This window comes from Streptomyces sp. NPDC047453 (assembly GCF_040643155.1).
Classification (GTDB): Bacteria; Actinomycetota; Actinomycetes; order Streptomycetales; family Streptomycetaceae; genus Streptomyces.
Map to the genome: position 1 here is coordinate 60,231 of NZ_JBEYTS010000015.1, position 25,809 is coordinate 86,039.

Annotated in this window: 19 protein-coding genes and 1 pseudogene; 16 read left to right on the plus strand and 4 right to left on the minus strand. The window is 73.6% G+C overall.

The genetic code is table 11. The annotated features are described in order from the left end of the window. Positions 1–634 precede the first annotated feature (634 nt). The 9 genes from ABZ818_RS16350 to mug all read left to right on the plus strand — a co-directional run bounded on the left by ABZ818_RS16350 (position 635) and on the right by mug (position 11,022). Entirely contained in the window at positions 635–1,342 is a 708-nt protein-coding gene (locus ABZ818_RS16350) for a class I SAM-dependent methyltransferase (RefSeq protein ID WP_361414740.1), read from the plus strand. A gap of 225 nt (positions 1,343–1,567) precedes the next feature. Continuing rightward, positions 1,568–2,431 carry an ABC transporter ATP-binding protein gene (locus ABZ818_RS16355; RefSeq protein ID WP_361414742.1) on the plus strand — a complete coding sequence of 288 codons (864 nt, stop codon included), beginning with the start codon at positions 1,568–1,570 and terminating at the stop codon, positions 2,429–2,431. Positions 2,432–2,435: 4 nt separating this feature from the next. Then, entirely contained in the window at positions 2,436–5,003 is a 2,568-nt protein-coding gene (locus ABZ818_RS16360; RefSeq protein WP_361414744.1) for an ABC transporter permease, read from the plus strand. 72 nt (positions 5,004–5,075) lie between these two features. Beyond that, entirely contained in the window at positions 5,076–5,501 is a 426-nt protein-coding gene (locus tag ABZ818_RS16365; RefSeq protein ID WP_361414746.1) for a GNAT family N-acetyltransferase, read from the plus strand. A gap of 173 nt (positions 5,502–5,674) precedes the next feature. After that, entirely contained in the window at positions 5,675–7,078 is a 1,404-nt protein-coding gene (locus ABZ818_RS16370; protein WP_361414748.1) for a hemolysin family protein, read from the plus strand. Beyond that, positions 7,075–8,103: a hemolysin family protein gene (locus ABZ818_RS16375; protein WP_361414750.1), complete on the plus strand. Its 1,029-nt coding sequence runs from the start codon at positions 7,075–7,077 to the stop codon at positions 8,101–8,103. The genes ABZ818_RS16370 and ABZ818_RS16375 overlap by 4 nt, the downstream gene beginning before the upstream one ends. Positions 8,104–8,162: 59 nt before the next feature. Beyond that, positions 8,163–8,975, plus strand: a complete 813-nt coding sequence (locus ABZ818_RS16380; RefSeq protein WP_361414752.1) for an SGNH/GDSL hydrolase family protein — start codon at positions 8,163–8,165, stop codon at positions 8,973–8,975. Positions 8,976–9,034: 59 nt separating this feature from the next. Beyond that, the gene (purB, locus tag ABZ818_RS16385) at positions 9,035–10,477 is read left to right on the plus strand and encodes an adenylosuccinate lyase (protein WP_361414754.1); all 1,443 of its coding nucleotides are present in this window, start codon (positions 9,035–9,037) and stop codon (positions 10,475–10,477) included. Continuing rightward, the gene (mug, locus tag ABZ818_RS16390) at positions 10,474–11,022 is read left to right on the plus strand and encodes a G/U mismatch-specific DNA glycosylase (RefSeq protein ID WP_361414907.1); all 549 of its coding nucleotides are present in this window, start codon (positions 10,474–10,476) and stop codon (positions 11,020–11,022) included. The genes purB and mug overlap by 4 nt, the downstream gene beginning before the upstream one ends. Before the next feature lie 8 nt (positions 11,023–11,030). On the opposite strand, the gene ABZ818_RS16395 is transcribed toward mug, so the two are convergent. Continuing rightward, on the minus strand, positions 11,031–11,474 hold the full coding sequence (locus tag ABZ818_RS16395) for a hypothetical protein (protein WP_361414756.1): 444 nt from the start codon (positions 11,472–11,474) through the stop codon (positions 11,031–11,033). 167 nt (positions 11,475–11,641) lie between these two features. Between ABZ818_RS16395 and ABZ818_RS16400 the strand changes: the two genes are divergently transcribed. Next, positions 11,642–12,805 carry an ROK family transcriptional regulator gene (locus tag ABZ818_RS16400; protein ID WP_361414758.1) on the plus strand — a complete coding sequence of 388 codons (1,164 nt, stop codon included), beginning with the start codon at positions 11,642–11,644 and terminating at the stop codon, positions 12,803–12,805. A 143-nt stretch (positions 12,806–12,948) separates the two neighbouring features. Here the strand turns inward: ABZ818_RS16400 and ABZ818_RS16405 are convergent, their stop codons facing one another. Further along, the gene (locus ABZ818_RS16405) at positions 12,949–13,710 is read right to left on the minus strand and encodes a GntR family transcriptional regulator (protein WP_361414760.1); all 762 of its coding nucleotides are present in this window, start codon (positions 13,708–13,710) and stop codon (positions 12,949–12,951) included. 324 nt (positions 13,711–14,034) lie between these two features. Beyond that, positions 14,035–14,915: pseudogene (locus ABZ818_RS16410) on the minus strand (RNA polymerase sigma-70 factor). Between the two features lie 184 nt (positions 14,916–15,099). On the opposite strand from ABZ818_RS16410, the gene ABZ818_RS16415 reads away from it, so the two are divergent. The 4 genes from ABZ818_RS16415 to ABZ818_RS16430 all read left to right on the plus strand — a co-directional run bounded on the left by ABZ818_RS16415 (position 15,100) and on the right by ABZ818_RS16430 (position 21,995). Further along, positions 15,100–15,930, plus strand: a complete 831-nt coding sequence (locus tag ABZ818_RS16415) for an alpha/beta fold hydrolase (protein ID WP_361414762.1) — start codon at positions 15,100–15,102, stop codon at positions 15,928–15,930. A 408-nt stretch (positions 15,931–16,338) separates the two neighbouring features. Next, on the plus strand, positions 16,339–17,742 hold the full coding sequence (locus ABZ818_RS16420; RefSeq protein ID WP_361414764.1) for an SWIM zinc finger domain-containing protein: 1,404 nt from the start codon (positions 16,339–16,341) through the stop codon (positions 17,740–17,742). Continuing rightward, the gene (locus ABZ818_RS16425; protein ID WP_361414766.1) at positions 17,739–20,402 is read left to right on the plus strand and encodes a DUF6493 family protein; all 2,664 of its coding nucleotides are present in this window, start codon (positions 17,739–17,741) and stop codon (positions 20,400–20,402) included. The genes ABZ818_RS16420 and ABZ818_RS16425 overlap by 4 nt, the downstream gene beginning before the upstream one ends. 135 nt (positions 20,403–20,537) lie before the next feature. Beyond that, positions 20,538–21,995 carry a GNAT family N-acetyltransferase gene (locus ABZ818_RS16430; RefSeq protein WP_361414768.1) on the plus strand — a complete coding sequence of 486 codons (1,458 nt, stop codon included), beginning with the start codon at positions 20,538–20,540 and terminating at the stop codon, positions 21,993–21,995. A gap of 64 nt (positions 21,996–22,059) precedes the next feature. Here the strand turns inward: ABZ818_RS16430 and ABZ818_RS16435 are convergent, their stop codons facing one another. Next, complete coding sequence (locus ABZ818_RS16435) at positions 22,060–23,277, minus strand: PLP-dependent transferase (RefSeq protein ID WP_361414770.1); 1,218 nt, start codon at positions 23,275–23,277, stop codon at positions 22,060–22,062. 59 nt (positions 23,278–23,336) lie between these two features. Between ABZ818_RS16435 and ABZ818_RS16440 the strand changes: the two genes are divergently transcribed. Continuing rightward, on the plus strand, positions 23,337–23,864 hold the full coding sequence (locus ABZ818_RS16440) for an Lrp/AsnC family transcriptional regulator (protein WP_361414772.1): 528 nt from the start codon (positions 23,337–23,339) through the stop codon (positions 23,862–23,864). Positions 23,865–23,907: 43 nt separating this feature from the next. After that, positions 23,908–25,599, plus strand: a complete 1,692-nt coding sequence (locus ABZ818_RS16445; RefSeq protein ID WP_361414774.1) for a DUF885 domain-containing protein — start codon at positions 23,908–23,910, stop codon at positions 25,597–25,599. The last annotated feature ends 210 nt before the right edge of the window (positions 25,600–25,809 follow it).

Consider the following 25,809-nt stretch of genomic DNA (forward strand, 5'->3'; position numbering starts at 1 on the left):
ACAAGGGGCACCGGGCCATCGCCCGTGCCGGCAGGCTCGTCGGACCAACCCGGACCAGCGCACGGCCGACGACGCAGGCGGGCACACCGCGGACGGCCAGGCCTTGCGCCACCCGACGCGGTCGGCCGCCACGGCCACCCAGCACGGATCGGGCAGCCCTCGGACCACGACGGCCAGGCGACCGACCACGACAGGCCGGCACAAGGGGCACCGGGCCATCGCCCGTGCCGGCAGGCTCGTCGGACCAACCCGGACCAGCGCACGGCCGACGACGCAGGCGGGCACACCGCGGACGGATACGGCTGGCGCCATTCCACGCGCAGCCGGCTGCAACGGCCTCCCGGCGCGGAGGCGCGTCGCTGTCCTGCGGACGAGCGCGCCAGGCAGCTCCCGGTGACACCCGGAGGCAACCCCAGCCCTGCGCATGTGCGGCACGTACGACGAGCCCCCGCGTACGTGCGCCGCGCACACCGGGGAGCGGACCGGGCGGCGGGGGACGGCGCACGGCTCCAGCGCACGTGCCGCAGGCTCGGCCGGGACGTGCGGGCGGGGTTGGGGATCGGCATGGGCGGGCGTGCGGTGGGCAGGCGTGGGGGACACTCACCGTAGGCCCGTAGTGGTCGGGGAGGGTGCCATGTTCTTGCGGTCCGTCGGCTCCGGGAAGGCGGCACGGGATGCCGTGCGTCATCCGGTGTTCGCCCGTTACTACGCCCGCGCCAGCGTGGCCGCGGAGACCAGCATGGGCATCGCCGGGTTGCGCCAGAGGCTGCTGGCCGGGCTGTCCGGGCGGGTGATCGAGATCGGCGCGGGCAACGGGCTGAACTTCGCGCGCTATCCGGGCTCCGTCGCGGAGGTCGTCGCGATCGAACCGGAGCGGCTGCTGCGGCAGTGGGCGCTCGAGGCCGCCGTGCGCGCCGAGCTCCCGGTCGACGTGGTGCCGGGCTGCGCGGAGGCGCTGCCCGTGAAGAGCGAGGCGTTCGACGCGGTGGTGCTCGCGCAGGTGCTGTGCAGCGTGCGCGACGTGCCGCGCGCGCTCGCCGAGGCGCGGCGCGTGCTGAAGCCCGGCGGCGAGGTGCGGTTCTTCGAGCACGGCAGGGGCGGTGGCCGGGCGATGACCCTGACCCAGCGTGCCCTGGACCTCACGGTGTGGCCATTGCTGAGCGGCGGCTGCCGTCTGTCCCGCGATCCGGTCTCCGCCCTGCGCGACGCCGGGTTCGAGCTCGGCCCCTACCGGCGGATGCTGGTTCCGGAGCAGGGTCCGGTCCTGCCCTCCTCGTACTGCGCGCTGGGCACCGCCTGGCGACCGGTCTCCACCGGCCTCGGTGAGCGGCCGGCCACCTGATCAGCCCATCAGGTGCTCACTCGCGCCTCGGCCGCGCGGGCACAGGCACAGGGTGGAGCCCGCATGCCCCTTACAGGGGTATCAGGGCCCCGTCCTGAAGGGGGAGACCGCTTCTGGGCCCAACGGAGGATACCGACCGTGGGCCCGATCACATTACGCTCGTCCGGGGACAAACCTGTCATGAGCCAGGACGTAACGGGTCGAAGGACCCCCAAGGAGGCCCCCGTGTCCACACCTGCTGCGCCGCCGGCCCAGGCGTCGGTCGACGGGATCGCCGCCCGCGCCCGCGGACTGACCAAGTCGTACGGATCGGACGAGACCACCGTGCTCGCGCTGGACTCGGTGGACGTCGACATCGAGCGCGGCCGTTTCACCACGGTCATGGGCCCCTCCGGCTCCGGGAAGTCCACGCTGATGCATTGCCTGGCCGGGCTCGACACCGTCTCGGCCGGTCATGTCTGGGTCGGCGACACCGAGATCACCGGACTGAAGGACCGCGAACTGACCCGGCTGCGCCGGGACCGGATCGGCTTCATGTTCCAGTCGTTCAACCTCATCCCCACCCTGAACGCGCTGGAGAACATCACCCTCCCGATGGACATCGCGGGCCGGAAGCCCGACGAGAAGTGGCTGGACGAGGTCATCGACACGCTGGGGCTGCGCAACCGGCTCAGGCACCGGCCGTCCCAGCTGTCCGGCGGCCAGCAGCAACGCGTGGCCTGCGCGCGGGCCCTGGCCTCGCGGCCGGAGCTGATCTTCGCCGACGAACCGACCGGCAATCTCGACTCGCGGGCCGGTCTGGAGGTGCTCGGCTTCCTGCGCGACGCCGTCGACAGCCTTGGGCAGACCGTCGTCATGGTGACCCACGACCCGAACGCCGCCGCCCACTCCGACCTGGTGCTGTACCTCGCGGACGGCCGGATCGTGGACACGATGGAGCACCCGACCGCGGAGGCCGTTCTGGAGCGCATGCGCCTGTTCGCCGGAGGGGCCGTTCCCACTCCCGGCCCCGCCCCCAGCCTCACCCCCGGCTTCGGCGTGGTCCACGACCGGTTCGACGGGGACGGCGTCGCCGTCGAGGAGGCCTGACCCCGTGCTCAAGGCGACACTGCGCAGCTTCCTGGCCCACAGGGGGCGGCTGCTGCTCTCGGCCCTGGCCGTCATCCTGTCCGTGGCCTTCGTCACGGGCAGCCTGATCTTCTCCGACACCGTCGCCCGCACCTTCGACCGGCTCTTCGCCTCCACCGCAGCCGATGTGACGGTGGCCCCGAAGCAGGAGCTGCAGTCCGCGCTGCCCACCGGGGTCGTGCAGACCGTGCCGGCGTCCCTCGCCCAGCGGGTGGCCGGGGTCGACGGCGTCGCCGCGACGCACGTGGACGTGGCCGTCCAGAACGCCATGGTCGTCGACAGCCGCAACAACCCGGTCGGCCCGACCACGGGCGCCCCGACGATCGTCTCCAACTGGCAGGTCACCGACCGCAGCCCGGTGCGGCTGACCTCCGGCCACGCCCCGCACGGCGACGCCGAGACCCTGCTGGACGCCGACACCGCCCGGCACAACGGCGTGCGGATCGGCGACGTGCTCGCGGTCCAGGCGCAGCCCGGCTCGTTCCGCGTCCGGGTCGTCGGCATCGCCACGTTCACCACCACCAACCCGGGTGCGGCCAGGCTCTTCCTGGACACCCCCACCGCCCAATCCAGGCTGCTCGGCTCCACGGCCCGCGCGACGAGCATCTCGGTCGACGCGGCCAAGGGCGTCACCGACGCCGAGCTCAAGCAGCGCGTCGGCCGGGCCGTCGGTACCACCGGCTACGACCTCAGGACGGCCAGTGAGCAGGCCAAGTCCGCCGCCGCCCGGCTCGGTGGATTCGTCAAGATCATCAAGTACGTCATGGTCGGATTCGCCGGGATCGCGGTCCTCGTCGGCATCTTCCTGATCGTCAACACCTTCTCCATGCTGATCGCCCAGCGCACCCGCGAACTGGGCCTGCTGCGCGCCCTGGGCGCCGACCGGCGGCAGGTTCGCCGCTCGGTGCTGGCCGAGGCGGTGCTGCTCGGCGTGATCGGCTCCACGGTGGGGCTGGCGACCGGGATCGGCCTCGCGGCCGGGCTGATCCGGCTGATGAGCGCCTTCGGCATGAACCTGACGACCGCGGCGATGGTCGTCCGGTGGATCACGCCCGTCGCCGCGTACGCCGTCGGCATCGGCGTCACCTTCCTGGCCGCCTACCTCCCGGCCCGCCGCGCCGCGACCGTCTCGCCCATGGCGGCCCTGGCGGACGCCGAGGTGACCGGGGTGGGGCGGCCGCTGCGGGTACGCGCGTTGGCGGGCGCGGGCGTGGGAGCGGCCGGCGCGGCCGCGCTCGCGGGCTGCGCCGCCGCGCACCGGACCGCGACCGCCGCCTCGCTGCTTGGCGTGGGCATCGTCCTCACCCTGGTCGCCGCCGTCGTCGCGGGGCCGCTGCTTGTGCGCCCGCTGATCCGGGTGCTGGGCGGGGCCTTCCCGGCCCTGTTCGGGTCCATCGGGCGGATGAGCCAGCGCAACGCGCTGCGCAACCCGCGCCGGACCGGTGCCACCGCGGCCGCCCTGATGGTGGGCTTGGCCCTGGTCGGCGGGCTGTCCGTGGCCAGTGCCTCCATGACCAGCTCCCTGGACCGTCAGATCGACAAGGTGCTGGGCGCCGACTACCTGGTGCAGAACCGCAGCTTCCTGCCGTTCTCCGCGGAGGTCACGGACGCGGTGCGCGGCACCCGGGGCGCCGGCACCGTCGTACGGCAGCGGCTGGCGGCCGTCGCCCTGCGGATGCCGGACGGCAAGCGCGTCGAGACCACCGCATCCGGGTACGACCCGCGGCTCGACTCGGTCGCCCACATCAAGTACGTCCACGGCGACACGGCGGCGGCCCTCGCCGACGGGCACATCTCCATGGACGCCCGCTTCGCCGGGAAGCACGGGGTGCGGGCCGGAAGCGTGCTGCCCGTCGAGTTCCAGGGCGGACGGCTGGCCCGGCTGACCGTGGCCGCGCTCACCAACCAGGACGCGGCCGAGGGGTTCGGCATCGAGGGCGACGTGTACTTCGGCATGGGGACCCTGGAGAAGTACGTGCCGGGCACTCCGGACGCGGTCCTGTACGTGAACGCCGCGCCCGGCACGGGCGCCGACCAGTTGCGCTCCCACCTGGAGAAGGCCCTGACTCCGTACCCCAATGTGGAGGTGCGCGACCAGGCGGACTACAAGAAGCTGGTCCACGACCAGATCGCGGTCCTGCTCTACCTCGTCTACGCGCTGCTCGGCCTCGCGATCGTCATCGCGGTCCTCGGCGTGGTCAACACCCTCGCCCTGTCGGTGGTGGAGCGCACCCGGGAGATCGGTCTGCTGCGGGCCATCGGGCTGGCCCGTCGGCAGCTGCGGCGGATGATCCGGCTGGAGTCGGTGGTGATCGCGGTCTTCGGCGCGGTCCTGGGGCTGGCACTGGGCCTGGTGTGGGGCCTGTGCACCCAGCGGGTGCTGGCCCTCCAGGGCATGAAGGCGCTGGCCATCCCATGGCCCACGATCGTGGCGGTGGTGGTCGGCTCGGCGCTCGTGGGCGTCGTCGCGGCCCTGCTGCCCGCGCTGCGCGCCTCCCGGATGAACGTGCTGGCGGCGATCGCGCACGAGTGACCCGGTCGCGGCACCAGCGTCCGGATGCTGGAATAGGGCCCGGCGGGCGGCGGTGCGTGGTCTGATCACCGCATGAGCGATCTGCACATACGCGCCGCGACCGCCGACGACCTCGACACCGTGCTGGCCTTCTGGACGACGGCCGCGGAGGGCACGAGCATCAGCGACGACCGGGACGGCATGGCCCGCCTGCTCGCCCGCGACCCGGAGGCCCTGCTGCTGGCGGAGCAGGACGGCGAGCTGGCCGGCACGGTCATCGCGGGCTTCGACGGCTGGCGCTGCCACCTGTACCGGCTGGCCGTGCACCCGGACCGGCGGCGCCGGGGCACCGGCTCGGCCCTGCTGGCGGCCGCCGAGGAGCGGCTCGTGCGGCTCGGCGGGCGGCGCGGGGACGCCATGGTGCTCACCCGCAACGAGACCGCGCACCGCGCCTGGCGGGCGGCCGGCTACGCGCCCGAGGAGCGCTGGCGGCGCTGGGTGAAACCCCTTGCGGACTGACCCGTGAGGTCCTGACGGACTGACCCCCGACTCCACTTTGCCCTTCCTTTACTCTTGGAGGACACACGGTCCTCCATGAAAGGTTGTGAGCGTCCGCCCATGGGCGAGCCTCCCCGAGCGCGACATAGCGCGCCTGTCCCCGTCCTGCCCGACCATAGGTCGGGGGTGACCCGATGACCGAAGTGCTCCTGTTGCTGGTGGCGGTGCTGCTGAGTCTCGCCTGCGGCGCCTTCGTCGCGGCCGAGTTCTCGCTGACGACCGTCGAGCGCGGTGCCCTGGAGCGGGCGGCCGAGCGCGGTGAACGCGGCGCGGCCGGCGCGCTGAAGGCCGTACGGAACCTGACCTTCCAGCTCTCCGGCGCGCAGCTCGGCATCACCGTCACCAATCTGGTGGTCGGCATGCTCGCCGAACCGTCGATCGCCAAGCTGATCGCGGGCCCTATTCAGGCGCTCGGCCTGTCCCGGTCCGCCGCGACCACGGTGGCGCTGGTCCTGGGCACGGCCCTGTCCACGGTGTTCCTGATGGTCGTCGGCGAGCTTGTGCCCAAGAACTGGGCGATCTCCTCGCCGCTCGCGGTGGCCAGGCGGGTGGGCAGTCCGCAGCGCTGGTTCAGCGCCGCCTTCCGCCCCTTCATCACCCACCTGAACAACACGGCGAACCACGTGGTGCGCCGGCTCGGCGTGGAGCCCGCCGAGGAACTCGCCTCCGCGCGCGGCCCCCAGGAGCTCGCCGCCCTGGCCCGGCACTCCGCCAGGGAGGGCGCCCTGGAGGCGGACACCGCCGAGCTGTTCGTGCGGACCCTCAACCTGGCCGACCTGACCGCGGAGAACGTGATGACCCCGCGCGTCCAGGTCGTGGCCCTCGACGCCCAGGCGACCTGCGAGGACGTGGCGAACGCGACCCGGGCGACCGGGCTGTCGCGGTTCCCCGTGTACCAGGGCGGCCTCGACTCGGTCGTGGGCACCGCCCACATCAAGGACGTGCTGGCGGTGCCCACCGAGCGCCGCACCCGCACACGGGTCTCCGAGATCATGCGCGAGCCGCTCCTGGTCCCCGAGTCGCTGACCGTCGACCGGCTGCTGGACCGGCTCTCCGGCAAACGCACGATGGCGGTCGTCATCGACGAGTACGGCGGCACCGCGGGCGTGGCGACGCTGGAGGACATCGTCGAGGAGGTGGTCGGCGAGGTGCGTGACGAGCACGACCCGCACGAGACACCCGACCTCGCCCCGGCCGGGGCCGACGAGGAGGGCCGCGGCCTGTACTCGGCCGACGGCTCCGCGCGGGTGGACCAGCTCGCGCGGGTCGGGCTGCGGGTGCCGGAGGGCCCGTACGAGACGCTGGCCGGCCTGATCGCTAACGAGCTGGGCCGGATCCCCGAGACCGGCGACATCCTCCAGGTCGCCGGCTGGCGGCTGGACGTGGTGGACGCGAGCGGCCGCCGGGCCGCGCGCGTGCTGCTGCACGCGCCGCTCGACGACGAGGGCGGCGACGGCCGCGAGGACCGCGAGGGACCCGCAGGGCGGACCGATCATCCGCGCGGTGACGCGCACGACGAGAGGAGGGCCGGCCGGTGACCGCCGTACAGATCCTGATCGGCCTGGCGTCCCTGGTCGTCAACGCCTTCTTCGTGGGCGCCGAGTTCGCGCTGATCTCGGTGCGCCGCAGCCAGGTCGAGCCGTACGCCGAGGAGGGCGACCGGCGCGCCAGAAGCGTGCTGTGGGGCCTGGAGCACGTGTCCGCGCTGCTGGCCGCGGCGCAGCTGGGCATCACCCTGTGCACCCTGGTCCTCGGTGTGGTCGCCGAGCCGGCGATCGCGCACCTGCTGGAGCCGGTGTTCCACGCGGTGGGCGTACCGCCAGGGGCGGGCCACGCGGTGTCGTTCGTGATCGCGCTGGCCCTGGCGACGTATCTGCACATGCTGCTCGGCGAGATGGTGCCGAAGAACGTCGCGCTCGCGGAGCCCGTGCGCAGCGCGCTGCTGCTCGGGCCGCCGCTGGTCGCGCTGTCCCGGGCGCTGCGTCCGGTGATCTTCACGGTGAACACGTTCGCGAACACCCTGCTCAAGCTGTTGCGGGTGGAGACCAAGGGCGAGGTCTCCTCGACCTTCACGGACTCGGAACTGGCCCAGATCGTCAAGGACGCCAGCGCGGCCGGCCTCATCGACGACCGGGCGCAGGAGAGGCTGCACGACGCGCTGGAGCTCGGCAGCCGGCCCGTGCGCGACGTGGTGCTCCCGCTGGAGCGGGTCGTCCACGCGCGTCTGGGCGTCACCCCCGAGCAGTTGGAGGCACTGTCGGCCGAATCCGGTTTCTCGCGCTTCCCCGTGGTCGACGAGGAGCGCCACATCGTCGGCTACCTCCACGTGAAGGACGCTCTGGACGCCTCACCGCGAGGAGAGCCGTTCCGGCTGCGGGACATGCGCCCGATCGCCCGGGTCCGCGAGGGCACACCGCTGGACGACGTGCTCACCGCGATGCGCGGCGGTCGTGCGCATCTGGCGGCAGTCCTGGGTGCCGACGACCGGCTGGCGGGCCTGGTGACGATGGAGGACGTGCTGCGGGAGCTGTTCGGACCGGCGGGAGTGACGGGGACGGCCTGACCCCGGCGGACCGACCGCGTGGTATGGCGCTGGGCCACAGGGATACCATCACTCACGCCATGCAGACGAATCCCACGTACACCAGCCTGGTCGCGGTCGGCGACTCCTTTACCGAGGGCATGTCGGACCGGCTGCCCGACGGTTCGTACCGCGGCTGGGCGGACCTCCTCGCGGCGCGGATGGCCGCCCGCACACCCGGTTTCCGGTACGCCAACCTCGCCGTACGCGGCAAGCTCATCGGACAGATCGTCGACGAGCAGGTGGAGACGGCGGCGGCCATGCGGGCCGACGTCGTGACGCTGGTGGGCGGCCTCAACGACACGCTGCGGCCCAAGTGCGACATGGGCAGGGTCACGGGGCTGCTCACCGAGGCCGTGGAGCGGCTGGCACCGTCGTGCGAGCGGCTGGTGCTGATGCGCAGCCCCGGCCGGCAGGGCCCCGTCCTGGAGCGCTTCCGGCCCCGTATGGAGGAGTTGTTCGCCTGCGTCGACGAGCTCGCCGAACGGCACGGCGCGCTCGTCGTCGACCTGTACGGGGCGCCGTCGCTCGCCGACCCCCGGCTGTGGGACGTGGACCGGCTGCACCTGACCGCCGAGGGCCACCGCCGGGTCGCGGAGGCGGTGTGGCAGACGCTCGGCCACGAGCCCGAGGACTCCGAGTGGCGCACGCCCATGCCGACGACCGCGCGTCCGGACTGGCGCGCCCGCAGGGTGGCGGACGCCCGTTTCGCCCGGCAGCATCTGCTGCCGTGGATAGGACGGCGCCTGACCGGCCGTTCCTCGGGCGACGGCCGCCCCGCGAAGCGGCCCGAGCTGCTGCCCTACGAGGACCCGGCGCAACCGCCGACGGCGGCCGACGCGGAGCTCTCGTAGCTTCCCACGAACACCCCCGTGGCGCTGGCCTGCACGAATCGCCAGTAGAATCCGTCTACGTGACTTCAGCGCCCGCCAAGCCCCGCATCCCGAACGTCCTCGCCGGACGTTACGCCTCCGCCGAGCTCGCCACGCTCTGGTCGCCCGAGCAGAAGGTGAGGCTGGAGCGGCAGCTCTGGCTCGCCGTGCTGCGCGCCCAGAAGGACCTCGGCATCGAGGTGCCGGACGAGGCGATCGCCGACTACGAGCGGGTCCTCGACCAGGTCGACCTGGCCTCGATCGCGGAGCGCGAGAAGGTCACCCGGCACGATGTGAAGGCGCGGATCGAGGAGTTCAACGACCTCGCCGGGCACGAGCACGTGCACAAGGGCATGACCTCCCGCGACCTGACCGAGAACGTCGAGCAGCTGCAGATCCGGCTCTCGCTGGAGCTGATGCGGGACCGCACGGTCGCCGTCCTCGCCCGGCTGGGCAGGCTGGCCGCCGAGTACGGCGAGCTGGTCATGGCCGGCCGCTCGCACAACGTCGCGGCGCAGGCGACCACCCTCGGCAAGCGTTTCGCGACCGCGGCGGACGAGCTGCTGGTGGCGCACGGGCGGGTCGAGGAGCTGCTGGGCCGCTACCCGCTGCGCGGCGTCAAGGGCCCGGTGGGCACGGCCCAGGACATGCTGGACCTTCTCGGGGGCGACGCGTCGAAGCTCGCGGAGCTGGAGCGGCGCGTCGCCGGGCACCTCGGCTTCTCGCGGGCGTTCACGTCGGTCGGCCAGGTCTACCCGCGCTCGCTGGACTACGAGGTCGTCACCGCGCTGGTGCAGCTGGCGGCAGGACCCTCCTCGCTGGCGAAGACGATCCGGCTCATGGCCGGGCACGAGCTGGTCACCGAGGGCTTCAAGCCGGGCCAGGTCGGCTCCTCCGCGATGCCGCACAAGATGAACACCCGCTCCTGCGAGCGCGTCAACGGCCTGATGGTGATCCTGCGCGGCTACGCCTCGATGACCGGCGAGCTGGCGGGCGACCAGTGGAACGAGGGCGACGTGTCCTGCTCGGTGGTGCGCCGGGTCGCGCTGCCGGACGCGTTCTTCGCGCTGGACGGCCTGCTGGAGACGTTCCTGACGGTGCTCGACGAGTTCGGCGCCTTCCCCGCGGTGATCGCCCGCGAGCTGGACCGCTACCTGCCGTTCCTGGCCACGACCAAGGTGCTGATGGGCGCCGTGCGGGCCGGGGTCGGCCGCGAGGTCGCCCACGAGGCGATCAAGGAGAACGCCGTCGCCACCGCGCTCGCCATGCGCGAGCAGGGCGCCGAGCGCAACGACCTGCTCGACAAGCTGGCCGCCGACGACCGCCTCCCGCTCGACCGCGCGGGGCTGGACGCACTGATGGCCGACAAGCTGTCCTTCACCGGCGCGGCGGCCGACCAGGTCGGCGCGGTCGTGGGCCGGATCGAGGAGATCGTGAAGCAGCGCCCGGAGGCCGCGGCCTACGCGCCGGGGGCGATCCTCTGACCCGTTTCACCCCGGCGGAGCTCCAGGCCGCCCGCGACCGTCCGGTCCCGGATGTCGTCGCGGACGGCCTGAGGGTGCTGTTCTGCGGCATCAACCCCGGTCTGATGACGGCCGCGACCGGCCACCACTTCGCCCGGCCGCGCAACCGGTTCTGGCCGGTGCTGCACCGGTCGAGGTTCACCCCGAGGCTGATGAAGCCCGCGGAGCAGGGCGAGTTGCCGTCGTACGGGCTGGGCATCACGAACGTCGTGGCGCGGCCGACGGCCCGGGCGCAGGAGCTGACGCCCCAGGAGTACCGGGAGGGCGGACGGCTCCTGGCGCTGAAGGTGGCGCGGCTGCGGCCGAGGTGGCTGGCCGTGGTGGGCGTCACCGCGTACCGGGCGGCGTTCGGCGACCGCACGGCCCAAGTGGGGCCGCAGGAACGGACGTTCGGCGAAACGCGAGTGTGGGTACTGCCCAATCCGAGCGGGCTGAACACACATTGGACGGCCGAGACGATGGCCGAGGAGTTCGCACGGCTGAGGGTGGCCACGGAGGCGTCCTAGCGGACCGGTCACGGTGGATCCACGTCGGTGACGACGGCCAGGAGCTGGAACGGCAGCTCCTTGTCCCACTGGGAGACCGCGAGCGCTATCCACGGGCCGGTCTCCTGCGCCCTCCACAACTGGACGTCCGGTACGCGCCCGCTGAGCGAAGCCCACGGCTCGGGCACGTCCTCACCCGACAGGGTCCGTTCGAGCACGCTGTACAGGCTGAACACCTGCGGCGGGCCCCAGCGCCCGGTGAGCCGCTCCCCCAGTCCGTCCCGATCGAGTTCGTACTGCTCCGCCGTCGCCTCCCGCCGGCTGCCGTCGTCCTCCCAGAAGTCGTCGCTCGTCTCCAACTCGGCTATCCGGTAACCGGGTCCGGCCGTGCCGACGTCCGTCCTGGTGCGCTGGGCGGGATACTCCCCGCGGCGCAGCCGGTCGATGACGGCGAGAGCCTTCGCGATGTCCATGTGCTCCAGTAAAGCGGCCCCCACTGACAACTGGCGGGGCGTCAGCGACCGCGCCCAGGGCGGGCGGCGCTCCGCCGGCGCCCGCTCGGGCCGTCCCCGGCGCTCGCCGCCCTGGCTCGTGCCGAGTACGATCCGCCCAACACGCGCACGAGCTGGGAGGACGGACGGTGGGGCGGCTGACCGGCGGGGATCCCTCGCTGCTGCGAAGGATCAACTCCGCGGTGGTGCTGCACGCGCTGCGTGCCACCGACTGTGCGACGCTCACGGAGATCACCCGGGTGACGGGGCTGTCCCGGCCGACGGTCGAGGGCGTCGTGGAGGGCCTGATCGAGGCCGGACTCGTCGTCGAGACGGCGGCCGAGGAGGGTGCCGCACGACGGCAGGGGCGGCCCGCGCGCCGGTTCCGGTTCCGGGCCGAGGCCGGGTACCTGCTCGGCCTGGAGATCGGCGCACACCGGGTCGCCGCGCTGCTGGCCGACCTGGACGGCCGCGTGGTGGGTGCCCAGGCCAAGGACGTGGAGGAGACCGCCGAGGCGGACGAGCGGCTGGAGCGGCTGCGCGGCGCGGTCGCCGAACTGCTGCGCAGGGCCGGTGTTCCGCGCAGTTCGCTGCGGGCCGTCGGGGTCGGCACGCCCGGGATCGTCGAGGCGGACGGCACGGTACGGCTGGGCACCGCGCTGCCCGGGTGGACCGGCCTGCACCTGGGCGAACGGCTGAGCCGTTCGTTCAAGTGCCCGGTGCTCGTCGAGAACGACGCGAACGCGGCGGCGGTGGCCGAGCACTGGAAGGGCGCCGCCACCGAGTCCGACGACATGGTCTTCGTACTGGCGGGGCTGAGCCCGGGCGCCGGTTCGCTGATCGGCGGGCGGCTGCACCGCGGGTTCGGCGGGGCCGCCGGGGAGATCGGCGCGCTGCACCTGCTGGGCCGGGAGGCGACCCCCGAGACCCTGCTGTCGACGACGGACCAGCCGCTGCACCCGCTGGACGAGCGGGCGGTGGCCGAGGTCTTCGCACTGGCCCGACGGGGTGACCGGCGGGCCGGCGCGGCCGTCGAGCGGTTCATTCAGCGGCTCGTCCACGATGTGGCGGCGCTGGTGCTGGCCCTGGACCCGGAACTGGTCGTCATCGGCGGCTGGGCGGCCGGGCTGGACGGTGTGCTGGAGCCGCTGCGGCGCGAACTGGACCGCTACTGCCTGCGGCCGCCCAAGGTCACCCTGTCGATGCTCGGTGAGGCGGCCGTGGCGACGGGCGCGCTCCGGCTGGCCCTCGACCACGTCGAGGAGCAGCTGTTCGCGGTGGAGGGCACGGTGACGGCGCGCCGCTCCCAGTGACGGCCAGGCGTTGCCCGCGAGGGCCCGCCGTTCCCAGTCAGCGCCCGCCGTTCTGGTGACGGCCCGCTGTTCCGGTGAGGGCCCGCCGTTCTGGTGACGGCCCGCCGCCGAGGGCGGGTCCCGTCGGCCAGGAGGCCTGCCGGCTAGGAGGCCTGCTGGTGGGGTCCGTGGTGTATCTCCACGCCGCCCGAGTCGCCGAAGGTCAGCCGGCAGGTGTCGGCGCGGTAGGTGGCGAGGGAGATCGCGGCGGTGCGTCCCCGGACGACGAAGCGGGTGGTGACGACGAGGACGGGGGCGCCGGGGAGCCGGTCGAGTTCCTTGGCGTCGTCCGCGCGGGCCGAGCCCAGCTCGACCGAGCGGTCCTGGCCCTCCAGCTCGAGGCGGTGCAGCTCGCGCAGCACGGCACGCGCGCGTGCGGGCCCGGAGGGCGCGTCGATCGCGCTCAGGTCGGGCACCGAGCCGTCCGCAACGTAGAGCAGTTCGGCGGCGACCGGCTGACCGTGGCTCATCCGGGACCGGCGCACGGTGTGCACGGGCTCCTCGTGGCCGATCTCCAGGGCGTCGGCGATCGCGGCCGGCGGGACGGCCCGGGTGCAGTCGACGCTCTGCCAGGCGTCGCCGGCCGCCCCCGGCCAGGCGTGCTGCTCGGTGCCGACGGCCACACCCACGCGTGGCGGCGCGACGGTCGTACCCACGCCGCGGCGGCGCTGCAGCCGACCCTCCAGCTCCAGCTGCTCCAGTGCCTGGCGCAGCGTGGCACGGGCCACGCCGAAGCGGGCGGCGAGCTCCCGTTCGTTGGGCAGGATCTCGCCCACCGAGAACTCGGAGTCCAGTGCCTCGCTGAGCACGGTCTTGAGATGCCAGTACTTCGGCTCCGGCACCGATTCCAGCTGCGTGGTCCCCACCCTGTCCTCCGCAATCGCCGTGATCCGGCCGCGTTTTAGCGCCCTTGTTTATTAAAGGTTGTTGTACTTATCTGCGACGATAAAGCGGCCCCCACCCTTGGTCAAGACCAATCCTCGTTCCCTCGGACAGCGCACAGGAGCCTGTCGCACGGTGTTCACGACCCGTTCGCACGGGGCCGGATTCCCGGGCACTACGCCGCAGCCCCCGCCATCCGGGTCGGGGCTGCGGCAGCCGTGCGGGCGCCTGGGACCGGAGGCCTCGGCAGCCGCGCAGACGTCTGGGACCGGAGGTCGCGGCGGCCGTGCGCATCGGGGCCGGGAGGCTCAGACGGTCAGGGACCGCAGCTTGTCGGGGTTGCGGACGATGTAGACGGCCTGGACGCGTCCGTCGGCCACGTCCAGTTGGAAGACGCTGTCGGGCTTGCCCCCGGACAGGATCAGCACGGCGGGGCCGCCGTTGACCTCCAGGAAGCGGACGGACGGATCCGGGATGCCCTTGTGCGCCACGCCGACCAGGAAGCGGCCCACCTTGTCGGCGCTCTCCAGGACCCGCAGCGGCGCCCTGGCCTTGCCGCCGCTGTCCCCCACCAGGCGGGCGTCGGGCGCGAGGAGCGACATCAACCGTCCAGGTCGCCGCCCGCCGCGGCGGCGAGGAACCGCTCGGTGAGGTCGCGCCGGTGGGCGGTGTCGACCTCGTAGCGCGGCCGCCGTTCGCCTACGTGCCTGCGGGCCCGGCCGGCCAGTTGGCGCACCGCGGGCTCGCCGCGGTCGAGCAGGGCGGCGATCTCCGCGTACGGATAACCGAAGGCCTCTCTCAGGACGAACACCGCGCGTTCGAGCGGTGACAGCGTCTCCAGGACGACCAGCACGGCGAGCGACACGGAGTCGGCGAGGACGGCCCGCTCCTCCGCGTCCGGAACGGTCCCCGCGAGATCCGTGACCAGTGGTTCCGGCAGCCAGGGGCCGACGTAGGACTCGCCGCGCGCCTGGATCCGGCGGAGCCGGTCGATGGCGAGCCGGGTGGTGACCCGCACCAGGTAGCCGCGCGGTTCGCGCACGGCGTCCCGGTCGGCGGTGGACCAGCGCAACCAGGCTTCCTGAAGCACGTCCTCGGCGTCCGCCACGCGCCCGAGCATGCGGTAGGCGACACCCATGAGGACGGGGCGGTGCTCTTCGAAGACTTCGGTCCCGCTATCGGTGGTCACGCCCTCATCCCAGCCGACGTTCGGCATTCGTGTCCAGGTGCGCCGGGTTGGGGGCCATGGCCGCGGAGCGGCGTGTGGGTCTCGGGGCCGGCGCGATCCCCGGAGATCGGGGGCTACCCGTCGGTAGCAATTGCTGACAGTCTGTCTACCATCGTTGTCGCCGATTCCCCCACGAGGAGCGCCCATGTCCGCCACTGTCTCCTTCGAGGTCCCCTCCGCGCGCGGTCCGCGGACCGTGACCCTCTCCTACGCGCGCGTGGGCGGCGGCGAGCCGCTGCTCCTGCTGCACGGCATCGGACACCACCGCCAGGCCTGGGACCCGGTGGTCCACCTGCTCGCCGCCGAACGCGAGGTGATCACCGTCGACCTGCCGGGCTTCGGGGCGTCCCCCGCACTGCCCGAAGGGCTCCGGCACGACCTGCCCACGATGAACGTGGTGCTGGGCGCCCTGTGCGAGGCGCTGGAGATAGAACGGCCCCATGTGGCCGGCAACTCCCTGGGCGGCCTGCTGGCCCTGGAACTGGGCCGGGAGAAGCTCGTACGGTCCGTCACCGCCCTGGCCCCGGCGGGGTTCTGGACGCAGGCCGAGCGGCGTTACGCCTTCGGCGTGCTGCGGACGATGCGTACGCTCGCCCGGCGGATGCCACTGCCGCTGGTCGAGCGACTCTCGCGGACGGCGGCCGGCCGCACCGCCCTGACCAGCACCATCTACGCCCACCCGGCCCGCCGTTCGCCCGAGGCCGTGGTGGCCGAGACGCTCGCCCTGGCGCAGGCGGACGGATTCGAGGAGACCCTCCGGGCAGGCGTCGGCGTCCGCTTCACCGACGTCCTGCCCGGAATCCCCGTCACCGTCGCCTGGGGCACCAAGGACCGGCTGCTGGTGCGCCGCCAGGGAGTGCGCGCCAAGCAGGTCATCCCCCGGGCCCGGCTCGTGCGCCTGCCCGGCTGCGGTCACGTCCCGATGAACGACGACCCGGCACTGGTCGCGCGCGTCATCCTGGACGGCAGCCGCTGACCACCGCCGGCGTCCGTCCGGTCGCAACGTCCCTGTCCCTCGGGGCCGTTCGCATGAGTGAGGCCCACGTCGCGGTGCGTGCCCTCTCGGCGTACCGGCAGGCGGTGGCCGCCGACTCCGGCCACGAGGGCGTGCGCCTCGTCCTCGGTTATGCCCATCTGCCCCTGTCCCCCGTCCCCTGTCACCTGTCCGCATCCGCGCGGGGGCGCGGCTGGTGGCGGAGGCGGCCGGCGTCGGAACTCCGCCGCACTGGGAGATGCGTGCCGGGCCCGGCGGACCCACCCCGCCTCGGCGGCCCGCCGCCCGCTGCGGAAAAGGGTGCCGCGAGCAGGTCGGCAACTCCCGCCCCGCGAAGGGTGTTTTCGCAGGTCGAGGCCGGTTGTCAGTGGTCGCCCCTACGGTTTTTCCATGACGCGATCCTTGCAGGCCGTGGCCTATTCCCGACCCTCCGCGCTGGAGCCCGCCGCGGGCGGACAGCGCCTGGGGCTCGAGACGTCCCGGGGTGCGACCCCCTCGGGAATCCAGGACCATCCACGGTTCTTCACAGGCTTCCTGACGTCCCCTCAGGTGGCCTCCGCAGGACTGCTGGCGGTGGCGGACGTGGCGGCCGCCCGCTACTACCAGCCGCAGTTGCGCGCCTCCCTCGACCCGGTGGTGACGGGGAACGGCGACCGGCTGCGCTTCGAGTCCTTCTCCGGCTGCTGCGGAGTGTACGCGCGCCTGGACGTGCTGCGCCCGGGCCTGGACGGCGGCGAGGTGGGGCACGGCACGACGAACGTCGACGTCAACAACCCGCTGCGCGAGGCGCTGTCACGGATCGGCTCGGACGATCCGCTCCACATGCGGGTGGGTCCGGAGGAGCTGGCCGTGACCACCGTGGACGGTCCCGTGGTGGAGAAGAAGGTGCCGCTGCCGGACCGGTGGCTGCGCGGATTCGCGGAGGCCCAGGTCATAGCCGCCGGCTTCGATCTGCGGGCCGAGCTGCCGGCTGCCGAGGCCGTGCGGTTCCTGCGGTCGCTGCCGCGGAGCGGACCGCGGGGTGCGGGCGGTCCGCGGTGGGTGGTCCCGGCAGGACGTGCCCTGCGGCCGACCACCCGGCCCGTGCCGGGCGCGGTCTGCCTGCCCGGGCCCGAGCGGCTCGCCGCGCTCCAGCGGGTGCTGCGGCATGCGACCGCCCTGCGCGTGTACGGCCCGGCGGTCGCAGGTGCCGGCGCCACGGCCAGTGCCTGGGAGGCGGTCCTGCCGGGCATGCGGCTCACGCTGACGCTGTCGCCCGACGCCTCGCGCGGGTTCTCCGGCGAGGGCGGGGTGCTGGACGCGCTCGCCACCGACGAGGCGGCCGAGGACGCGGAGCTGATCGCGGTGCTGCTGGCCTGGGAGCCCCGCGTCGACGTCGCCGACCTCGCCGCCGCCTCCGGGCTCGCCCCGGAGCGGGTCCGCGCGGCGCTGGTCCGGCTCGGCACCTCGGGCCGGGTCGGATACGACACCGCGGAGGCGGCGTACTTCCACCGGGAGCTGCCCTACGACGCGGATCGCGCCGAGCGGCACAACCCGCGCCTGCGGACTGCCCGTGCCCTCGTCGCCGCGGGAGCGGTCGTCCTGGACGGTGCCCTGGCGACGGTGACGGCCGAGGACGGCCACGCGCACCGGGTGCGCGAGGAGAAGGGCGTGCTCAGTTGCAGTTGCCAGTGGTGGGCGAAGTACCGGGGCGGGCGCGGGCCGTGCAAGCACGCGCTGGCGGTGCGGATGGCGCGACGGGGCGCCGCCGCGATGGAGCAGGACATGGCACGAGTCGACGGGGGTGCGCGATGACGACGCTGACGGAGGCGGTGCGGGCCGGGCGGACGGCCGAGGTGGTCGGTCTGCTGGACGACATGGCCGACACCGAACGCCGAGCTTCCTTCCCGGAGTTGAAGGCTCTGCGCAAGGAGCTGAGAGCGACGCGCTGGGACGGGCCGTCCCGCCGCGCGTATCCGGCGCTGTACGTGGCAGGGGTGGCGTGCCAGACGGGCGCGGCCGGCGTGGCGAGCTGGATCGCGGCCGCCGACATGCGCTGGCCGGGGGTCTCCCCCGCGGTGCTGCTCCGTGTCCTCGCCGACCGGGAGGCCGGCTGGCTCGCCGATCTGGCGAACCGGCTCGCCCAGCGGCCCGCCACCGCGCAGGTGCCCTACGATCTGATGTCCGCCCTGGTGCGCCTGGCGGGCTGTCCGGTGCCGACGACCGACGCCTATGTGCGGGGCTGGGTGCAGCAGGTCGGCGGCAACTGGCGGCGAGGCAACACCTTGCTGGACCGGCTGCGCACGGACCCGCACCTCGCGCCGCTCGTGGCCGCGCTCTTCGAGGTGAACGACATCGGCGGCCTGCTGGAATGGGCGGCCGACGAAGGACCCGCCAGCTGGCACGGCGCCCTCGCGCAGCTCACCGCGGAGGGCCCGCTCGACCGGAGGGCCACGGTCGATGCCTGCGTGGCCCGCCTGCTGCGGGGCGGTACGAGCGCCGACCACCGGGCGTTCCTGCGGGTACTGACATCCCTGGCGCTCACGCGCGAGGAGCAGCGGGAGCGGGTGGCCGACTGGGTGGCGCTGGCGTCGGACGCGGTGTCTCCGGTGGCCTCGCACGCCCAGTCGGTGCTGGGGACGCTGGCCCTGGACGGCCAGTTGACGTACCGTCGCCTGGTCGAGGTGTCGGAGGCGGTGCTGTTCCGGCCGGAGCGCAAGCTGGTGCGGGCGCAGCTCGTACTGCTGGGTAAGGTGCTCGCCCGGGACGCCGCGGCGGCGGACGAGTTGCTGCCCGCCGTCGCGCAGGCCTTCGGACACGAGGACCCCGGCGTGCAGGAGCGGGCGCTCAAGCTCGCCCAGCGGCATGTGAAGAAGGTCCGCTCCGCCGAGGTGCGCGCCGAACTCGCTTCGGCGGCTGATGAGTTGATTCCTCCGCTGCGCGCCCAGGCGGTGGGGCCGCTGGGCGCGGCACCGGCGGAGGTGGCCCCGGTGTACGAGGAGGTGCTCCCCCTGGTTCCCGAGCCGACACGTCTCGTCCCCGCGGCGGGCTCGGTCGTCGAGCTCGCCGAGGAGGTGGGGGCCGCGCTGGCGTCCGACACCGATGTGACCGGCTTCGAACGCGCCCTGGACGGGCTGGTGCGCCACGCCCACCGCGACCGGGACGCCCTGCTGGAGGCGCTGGAACCGGTGATCTCCCGCCGATGGTGGGACGGCGCCGATCCGTTCTACGACCTGCGGCTGGAACATCAATTCGGCGACGCCCGGGGCGGCTTCGACGGGTTCGCAGGCCTGGATCTGCTGCTCATCACGCTGCGGGGAAAGCTGAGCACCACCAGGCTGAACGCCGCTATCCGGCCGGGGGCACCGCACCGGACCTGCGCGCACGGCGCGCTCTCCCAGCCCTTCGACGCCCGCCTGTGGGAGGTGGCGTACCGGATGCGCACCGATCCCCTGCCGTTCCTGCTCTCGACGCCCACCTGGAGCACGGGCCTGCTGGAGCCGGACGAGCTGGTGGAGCGGCTCGACACGTACCGGCGTCTGGGGACGCGCGTGTCGGCGGCCGACTTCGCACAGGCGCTGCTGCGGGTGCGGCGCGGGGACCGTCCGGCGGCAGCGGCAGCGGCCGCCGCGGAGCGGGCGGCGGCCCTCGGTACGGCGGAAGGGAAGCGACTCGCCCACTGGCTGACCGCCGGCGCTCCCGTACTGCCGGCGATCCGGCGCCGCACATCGGGGCCGCGCATACTGGCGGAGTCCGGCGAACTTCCCGAGCTGCAAGAGGGCTTCCCCGACGCCTTCCGCGCACTGGGCAGGCCGGCCGGCGCCTTCGCGGAGAGCCGGTACTGCGCCCACTGGAGCGGTTCCGCGCACCCCCACTGGCTGGCCGTGCTGCCCGAACTGCGTGAACTGGTGGCCGTGCGGATCCTGCGGGACCTGTCCGCCGTGGCCGTGGACGACAGCCGGGGCGCGGCCTCCGTCCTGCCGCTGCTCGCCGAGTCAGGCGGCGAGGCGGGCGAGGCGACGCACCTGTGCGTGGCGTACGGACTGGGCGCCCGGCACCCCGAGGACCGGCTGGCCGCCGTGGACGCGCTGCTCGTCCTCGCCGCGCGCGGTGAGCTGGACGCCGCCCGCCTCGGCGCGGACCTCGGCGAGCTGGTGCAGCATGGTGCGGTGAAGCCGCTGCGGCTGGCGGAGTCCCTGCGCACGGCCGCATCCACCGGGGCGTACGCCACCGTATGGGGTCTGCTCGGCCACGCGCTGCCGCCGCTGCTCTCCGACCTCGCCGCCGACGGACCGGCCGGTCCGGTGCGGGGGCTCGGTGATCTGCTGGCCGTCGCGGCCGAGTGCGCCGAGCGGTCCGGTGCGCGGGGCGACCTGCCGCACCTGGCACGGGCGGCGGACCGGCGTGGCTCGTCGCGCCTGGTCGCGGAGGCCCGCCGGCTGCGCGGCGCGCTGGCTCCGGAGGTGGCCGCCTGACCCGGCGCCCACCCGGCCCGCCCGCTGGAACAGGAGACAACCCCGAGAAACAGCTACGAAAGGTGCGAACATCGCTTTACTCATCGGTCACAGCGCGTTCGTGATCACGCAACACCGTTCCGGCACAGTGGCCGTATGACTCGAGAAGTGTCGAACACGACGTGGGCGAAGCACAGTCGCCGGGCGCATCACTGGCGGCGGGACCTGGTCGAACTGGCTGCGCTCTTCACGGCCGTCGCCGTGGCCGACGGGGTGGCGAACCTGATCGGTCACGGCCCCGACGGTCCGGCCCTGCTGGTGATCTCGGCGTTCGCGCTGGTGGCCACAGCGGCCTTCCACACCTGGTGGGCACGGCGCCACGGTCACGCACCGCCCGCGGACGATACCGGCGCCCGGCCGCTCGCCGCCCAGCAGGCCGGGCCGTCCGCCGCCGGTCCCGCGGCGGCCGAAGCGGCGCCGGGCGACCGCACGCTGTGGCGGATGCGGACGACCGTGCGGGACGCGCCCGGTTCGCTGGCCTCGCTCTGCGCGGCGCTGGCGGCCCGGCACGTGGACATCCTGAGCCTGCAGACGCATCCACTGGCCGAGGGCACGGTGGACGAGTTCCTGCTGCGCGCTCCCGGCGGGCTCGAGGCGTCCGGCATCACCCGGGCGGTCGCGCTGGCCGGCGGTGCCGACACGTGGATCGAGCGGGCGGACGCGCACGACCTGGTGGACGCGCCGACACGGGTCCTGGGCCTGGCCGCGCGCACAGCGCTCGACGCGGCGGAACTCCCGCTGGCGCTACGGCAGTTGCTGGGGCGGTGCACCATCCGTTCACTGCCTGACCGGCCGGCGGCGGCCAGGGACCCGCAGGAGGTGCCGGCCGAGGGGGTGCTGGAGGACACGGTGATGCGGCTGAGGGCGCCGGAGGGCGGGACGATCACCGTGGAACGGCCGTATCTGCCCTTCACGCCCACCGAGTTCGCGCGGGCGCGCGCCCTGGTGGAGCTGGACACCCGGCTCGGACCGCGCGTTCCGCGCGGCCAGGACGTGCTGACGCTGCCCGAGGGCGAGGCGATCACCGTACGCAGGGCCGACACCGGCGACCTCGCGGCGGCCAGGGCGATGCAGGCGCGCTGCTCGGCGCGCACCCTCGGCCTGCGCTACCACGGGCCGGTCGGCGACGCCGACCGCTATCTCGACCACCTGCTGAGCCCACGGTTCGGCCGCACACTGGCCGCGCGGACCGCCTCCGGGCGGATCGTCGGCCTCGGACATCTGCTGTGGGACGGCGACGAGACGGAGGTCGCGCTGCTCGTCGAGGACGCCTGGCAGCGCCGCGGCGTCGGCGGCGAACTGCTGGGCCGGCTGGTGGCGATGGCCGTCGAGGCGGGCTGCGCGAGCGTGTACGCCGTGACGCAGGCGGCCAACACCGGCATGGTCGCCGCCATGCGGGGCCTGGGCCTGCCGCTCGACTTCCAGATCGAGGAGGGCACCGTGGTCATTACGGCCCGGCTGGACGCCACCCCGGTGGCCTCCCGGCTGCCGTACGACGCCGAGCAGGCGCAGGCCGAGGAGGCACAGTACGGGGCGTCACGCCCGCGGGACTGAGCAGCGGCCCCGGAGGGCGCGCGGCCCGGCACTGCCCGGCCGCGCGCCCTCCGGACGGTCCCGCTCAGCTCATCGCCTGATGCAGCCCCTTCACCTGCGGCTGACCCGGCCGCGCCCCCAGCGCCCGGTCCAGGTCGGCCCACAGGTCCTCGACGTCCTCCAGGCCCACCGACATCCGCAGCAGCCGGTCGCCGACCCCGGCGCCCCGCCGGTCGTCCGCGTCGACGATGCGGTGGCTGATGGACGCCGGGTGCTGGATCAGGGTGTCGACGCTGCCGAGGCTCACGGCCGGCGTGATCAGGCCGACGCCGCCGATGACGGCGTGCGGGTCGCCGTGCACCTCGAAGGAGACCATGGCACCGCCGATGGACGGGTAGTGCACCCGCTCGACGCGCGGGTCGGCCGCCAGGCGGGCGGCCAGGTCCGCGGCGGTGGCGGAGGCGGCCCGCACCCGGACCGGAAGCGTGGACAGCCCGCGCAGCAGCAGATAGCCGGCGAGAGGGTGCAGCACCCCGCCGGTGGCGAACCGCACCTGCCGCAGCCGTCCGGCGAGTTCCTCGTCGCAGGCCACCACGCCCGCCATCACGTCGCCGTGGCCGCCCAGGTACTTGGTGGCGCTGTGCAGCACCAGGCGCGCGCCCTGCTCGGTCGGGCGTTGCAGTACGGGGGTGGCGAAGGTGTTGTCGACGAGGAGCGGCACGGAGCCGCAGGCGTGGGCGACGGCCCGCAGGTCCACCTCGGCCAGCGTCGGGTTCGCCGGTGTCTCGACCATGACCAGGCCGGTGTCCGGGCGCAGCGCGTCGGTGATCCCGGCCGGGTCGGTCCAGGTCACCTCGGTGCCGAGCAGCCCGGCGGTGAGCAGGTGGTCGCTGCAGCCGTACAGCGGGCGCACGGCGACGACGTGCCGCAGGCCCATGGCGGACCGGACGAGGAGGACCGCGCTCAGCGCGGCCATGCCGCTGGCGAACGCCACCGCGGACTCGGTGCCCTCCAGCCGGGCCAGGGCGGTCTCGAAGCGGGCGACGGTGGGGTTGCCGAGCCGTCCGTAGACCGGGGTGCCGTCGAGTTCGGCGCCGTCGGTGGCGAAGGCGTCGATGCGGGCGGCCTCGGCGCGGCTGTCGTAGGACGGGTAGGTGGTGGACAGGTCGATCGGCGGGGCGTGCAGTCCCTGCCGGGCGAGGTCGTCACGGCCGGCGTGCACCGCCTCGGTGGCCAGTGCTCTGGGTGCGGTGCGTACGTCGTCGTACGCGGGCGTGCTCGCGGAGTCCAAGGGCGTGTCCATGACCGAAGAGTGAACAGCGGCCGGGATCACTCGGCCGAGGGCCGTGCTACGTTCGCCACATGGCCGAATCCGTCGTACTGGATCCGGTGGATCTGCATCTGCTGAGGCTGTTGCAGAACGACGCCCGGACCACCTACCGCGACCTCGCCGCGCAGGTCGGGGTCGCTCCGTCCACCTGTCTGGACCGGGTGACCCGGCTGCGCCGCTCGGGGCTCATTCTCGGCCACCGGTTGCGGCTCGACCCCGCCAAGCTGGGCAGGGGTCTTCAGGCGCTGCTGTCGGTGCAGGTCAGGCCGCACCGGCGGGAGCTGGTGGGGCCGTTCGTGGAGCGGATCCGGGCCCTGCCGGAATCGCTGACCGTGTTCCATCTGACCGGCCCGGACGACTACCTGGTCCATGTCGCGGTCGCGGACATGGCCGATCTCCAGCGCCTGGTCCTGGACGAGTTCACGGCCCGGCGGGAAGTGGCCCGGGTGGAGACCCGGCTGATCTTCCAGCAGTGGGACTGCGGCCCCCTGCTGCCGCCCGGCGCGCAGCAGGGCACGCCCTCGGCGAAATCGGACCGAACACGGCCCGATGCCGGGTAAACCGGGCTGACGCGAGCCGCCCGTCCATACGAGGATGGTCGGCATGTCACAGACCAAGAGCCCCCTGCCCCGTCAGGTCGCCGACGCCTACGTCGACGAACTCATCGCCCTCGACCCGATCACCGGTACCTATCTCGGCGTGAAGGAGAGTTCGAGCCTGCTGCCCGACACCTCGCCCGCCGGCCAGCAGGCGCTCGCCGACCTCGCGCGCACCACCCTCGCCCGGCTGGACGAGGCCGAGCGGCAGCCCGGCGCGGACAGTGACATCGAGCGCCGCTGCGCACGCCTGCTGCGCGAACGCCTGACCGCGGAACTCGGGGTGCACGACGCCGACGAGGGCCTGCGCACGGTGAGCAACATCCACAGCCCGGTGCACTCGGTGCGCGAGGTGTTCACGATCACGCCCAGCGCCACCGACGAGGACTGGGCCGCGATCGCCGAGCGCCTGCGGGCCGTGCCGGCCGCGCTGAGCGGCTACCGCGAGTCCCTCGCCCTCGGCCTGGACCGCAAGCTGTACGGCGGCCCGCAGCCGACCGCGATCTTCATCGAACAGCTCACCGAGTGGTCGGACACCGACGGCAACGGCCGCGGCTGGTTCGAGGACTTCGCCTCCGAGGGCCCCGAGTCCCTGCGCGCGGAGCTGGACGAGGCCGCCCGCGCGGCGACCGCGGCCGTCGTGGAGCTGCGGGACTGGATGCTCGACGTGTACGCGCCGACGATCGGCGACGCCCCGGACACGGTCGGCCGCGAGCGCTACGCCCGCTTCTCGCGCTACTTCAACGGCACGGACCTGGACCTCGACGAGGCGTACGCGTACGGCTGGTCGGAGTTCCACCGTCTCCTCGGCGAGATGAGGCAGGAGGCCGAGAAGGTCCTGCCCGGCGCCGAGACCCCGTGGGTGGCCCTCGCGCACCTCGACGAGCACGGCACGCACATCGAGGGCGTCGACGAGGTCCGCCAGTGGTTGCAGGACCTGATGGACGAGGCGATCGAGGCGCTCGACGGCACGCACTTCGAACTGGCCGAGCGAGTGCGGAAGGTGGAGTCGTGCATCGCGCCGCCCGGAGGTGCCGCGGCCCCCTACTACACGGCGCCGTCCGCAGACTTCTCCCGGCCGGGCCGGACCTGGCTGCCGACCATGGGGCAGACCCGCTTCCCGGTCTACGACCTGGTCTCGACCTGGTACCACGAGGGCGTCCCCGGCCACCATCTCCAGCTCGCCCAGTGGGTGCACGTGGCCGAGAACCTCTCGCGCTACCAGGCCACCGTCGGCGGGGTCAGCGCGAACGCCGAGGGCTGGGCGCTGTACGCGGAACGTCTGATGGACGAACTCGGCTTCCTCACCGACCCGGAGCGGCGGCTCGGCTATCTGGACGCGCAGATGATGCGCGCGGTCCGCGTCATCATCGACATCGGCATGCACCTGGAGCTGGAGATTCCGGCGGACTCGCCGTTCCACCCGGGTGAGCGCTGGACGCCGGAGCTGGCGCGGGAGTTCTTCGGCGCGCACAGCAGCCGCCCGAGGGACTTCGTGGCGAGCGAGCTGATCCGCTATCTGTCGATGCCCGGCCAGGCGATCGGCTACAAGCTGGGCGAGCGGGCCTGGCTGCTGGGCCGTGAGAAGGCCAGGCAGCGCCACGGTGCCGCGTTCGACGCGAAGGCCTGGCACATGGCGGCCCTGTCGCAGGGCTCGCTGGGCCTGGACGACCTGGTGGACGAGCTCGCCCAACTGTGAGCCCCTGGGGCGGCCGGTCTCCGGCCGCCCCAGGGCCGGTCCCGCGCCCCACGCCGGTCTCGCGTAGGGCGCTGGTTCCGTTCCCCCGCCGGTCCCGCGCCCCACGCCGGTCCCGCGTCCGGCGCTGGTCCCACTCTCGCGCCGATCCCACGTTCACCGCTGGTCCCGCGTCCCCCGCCCGTCCCGCGTGCGAGCGCCGTCCCGGCGGTG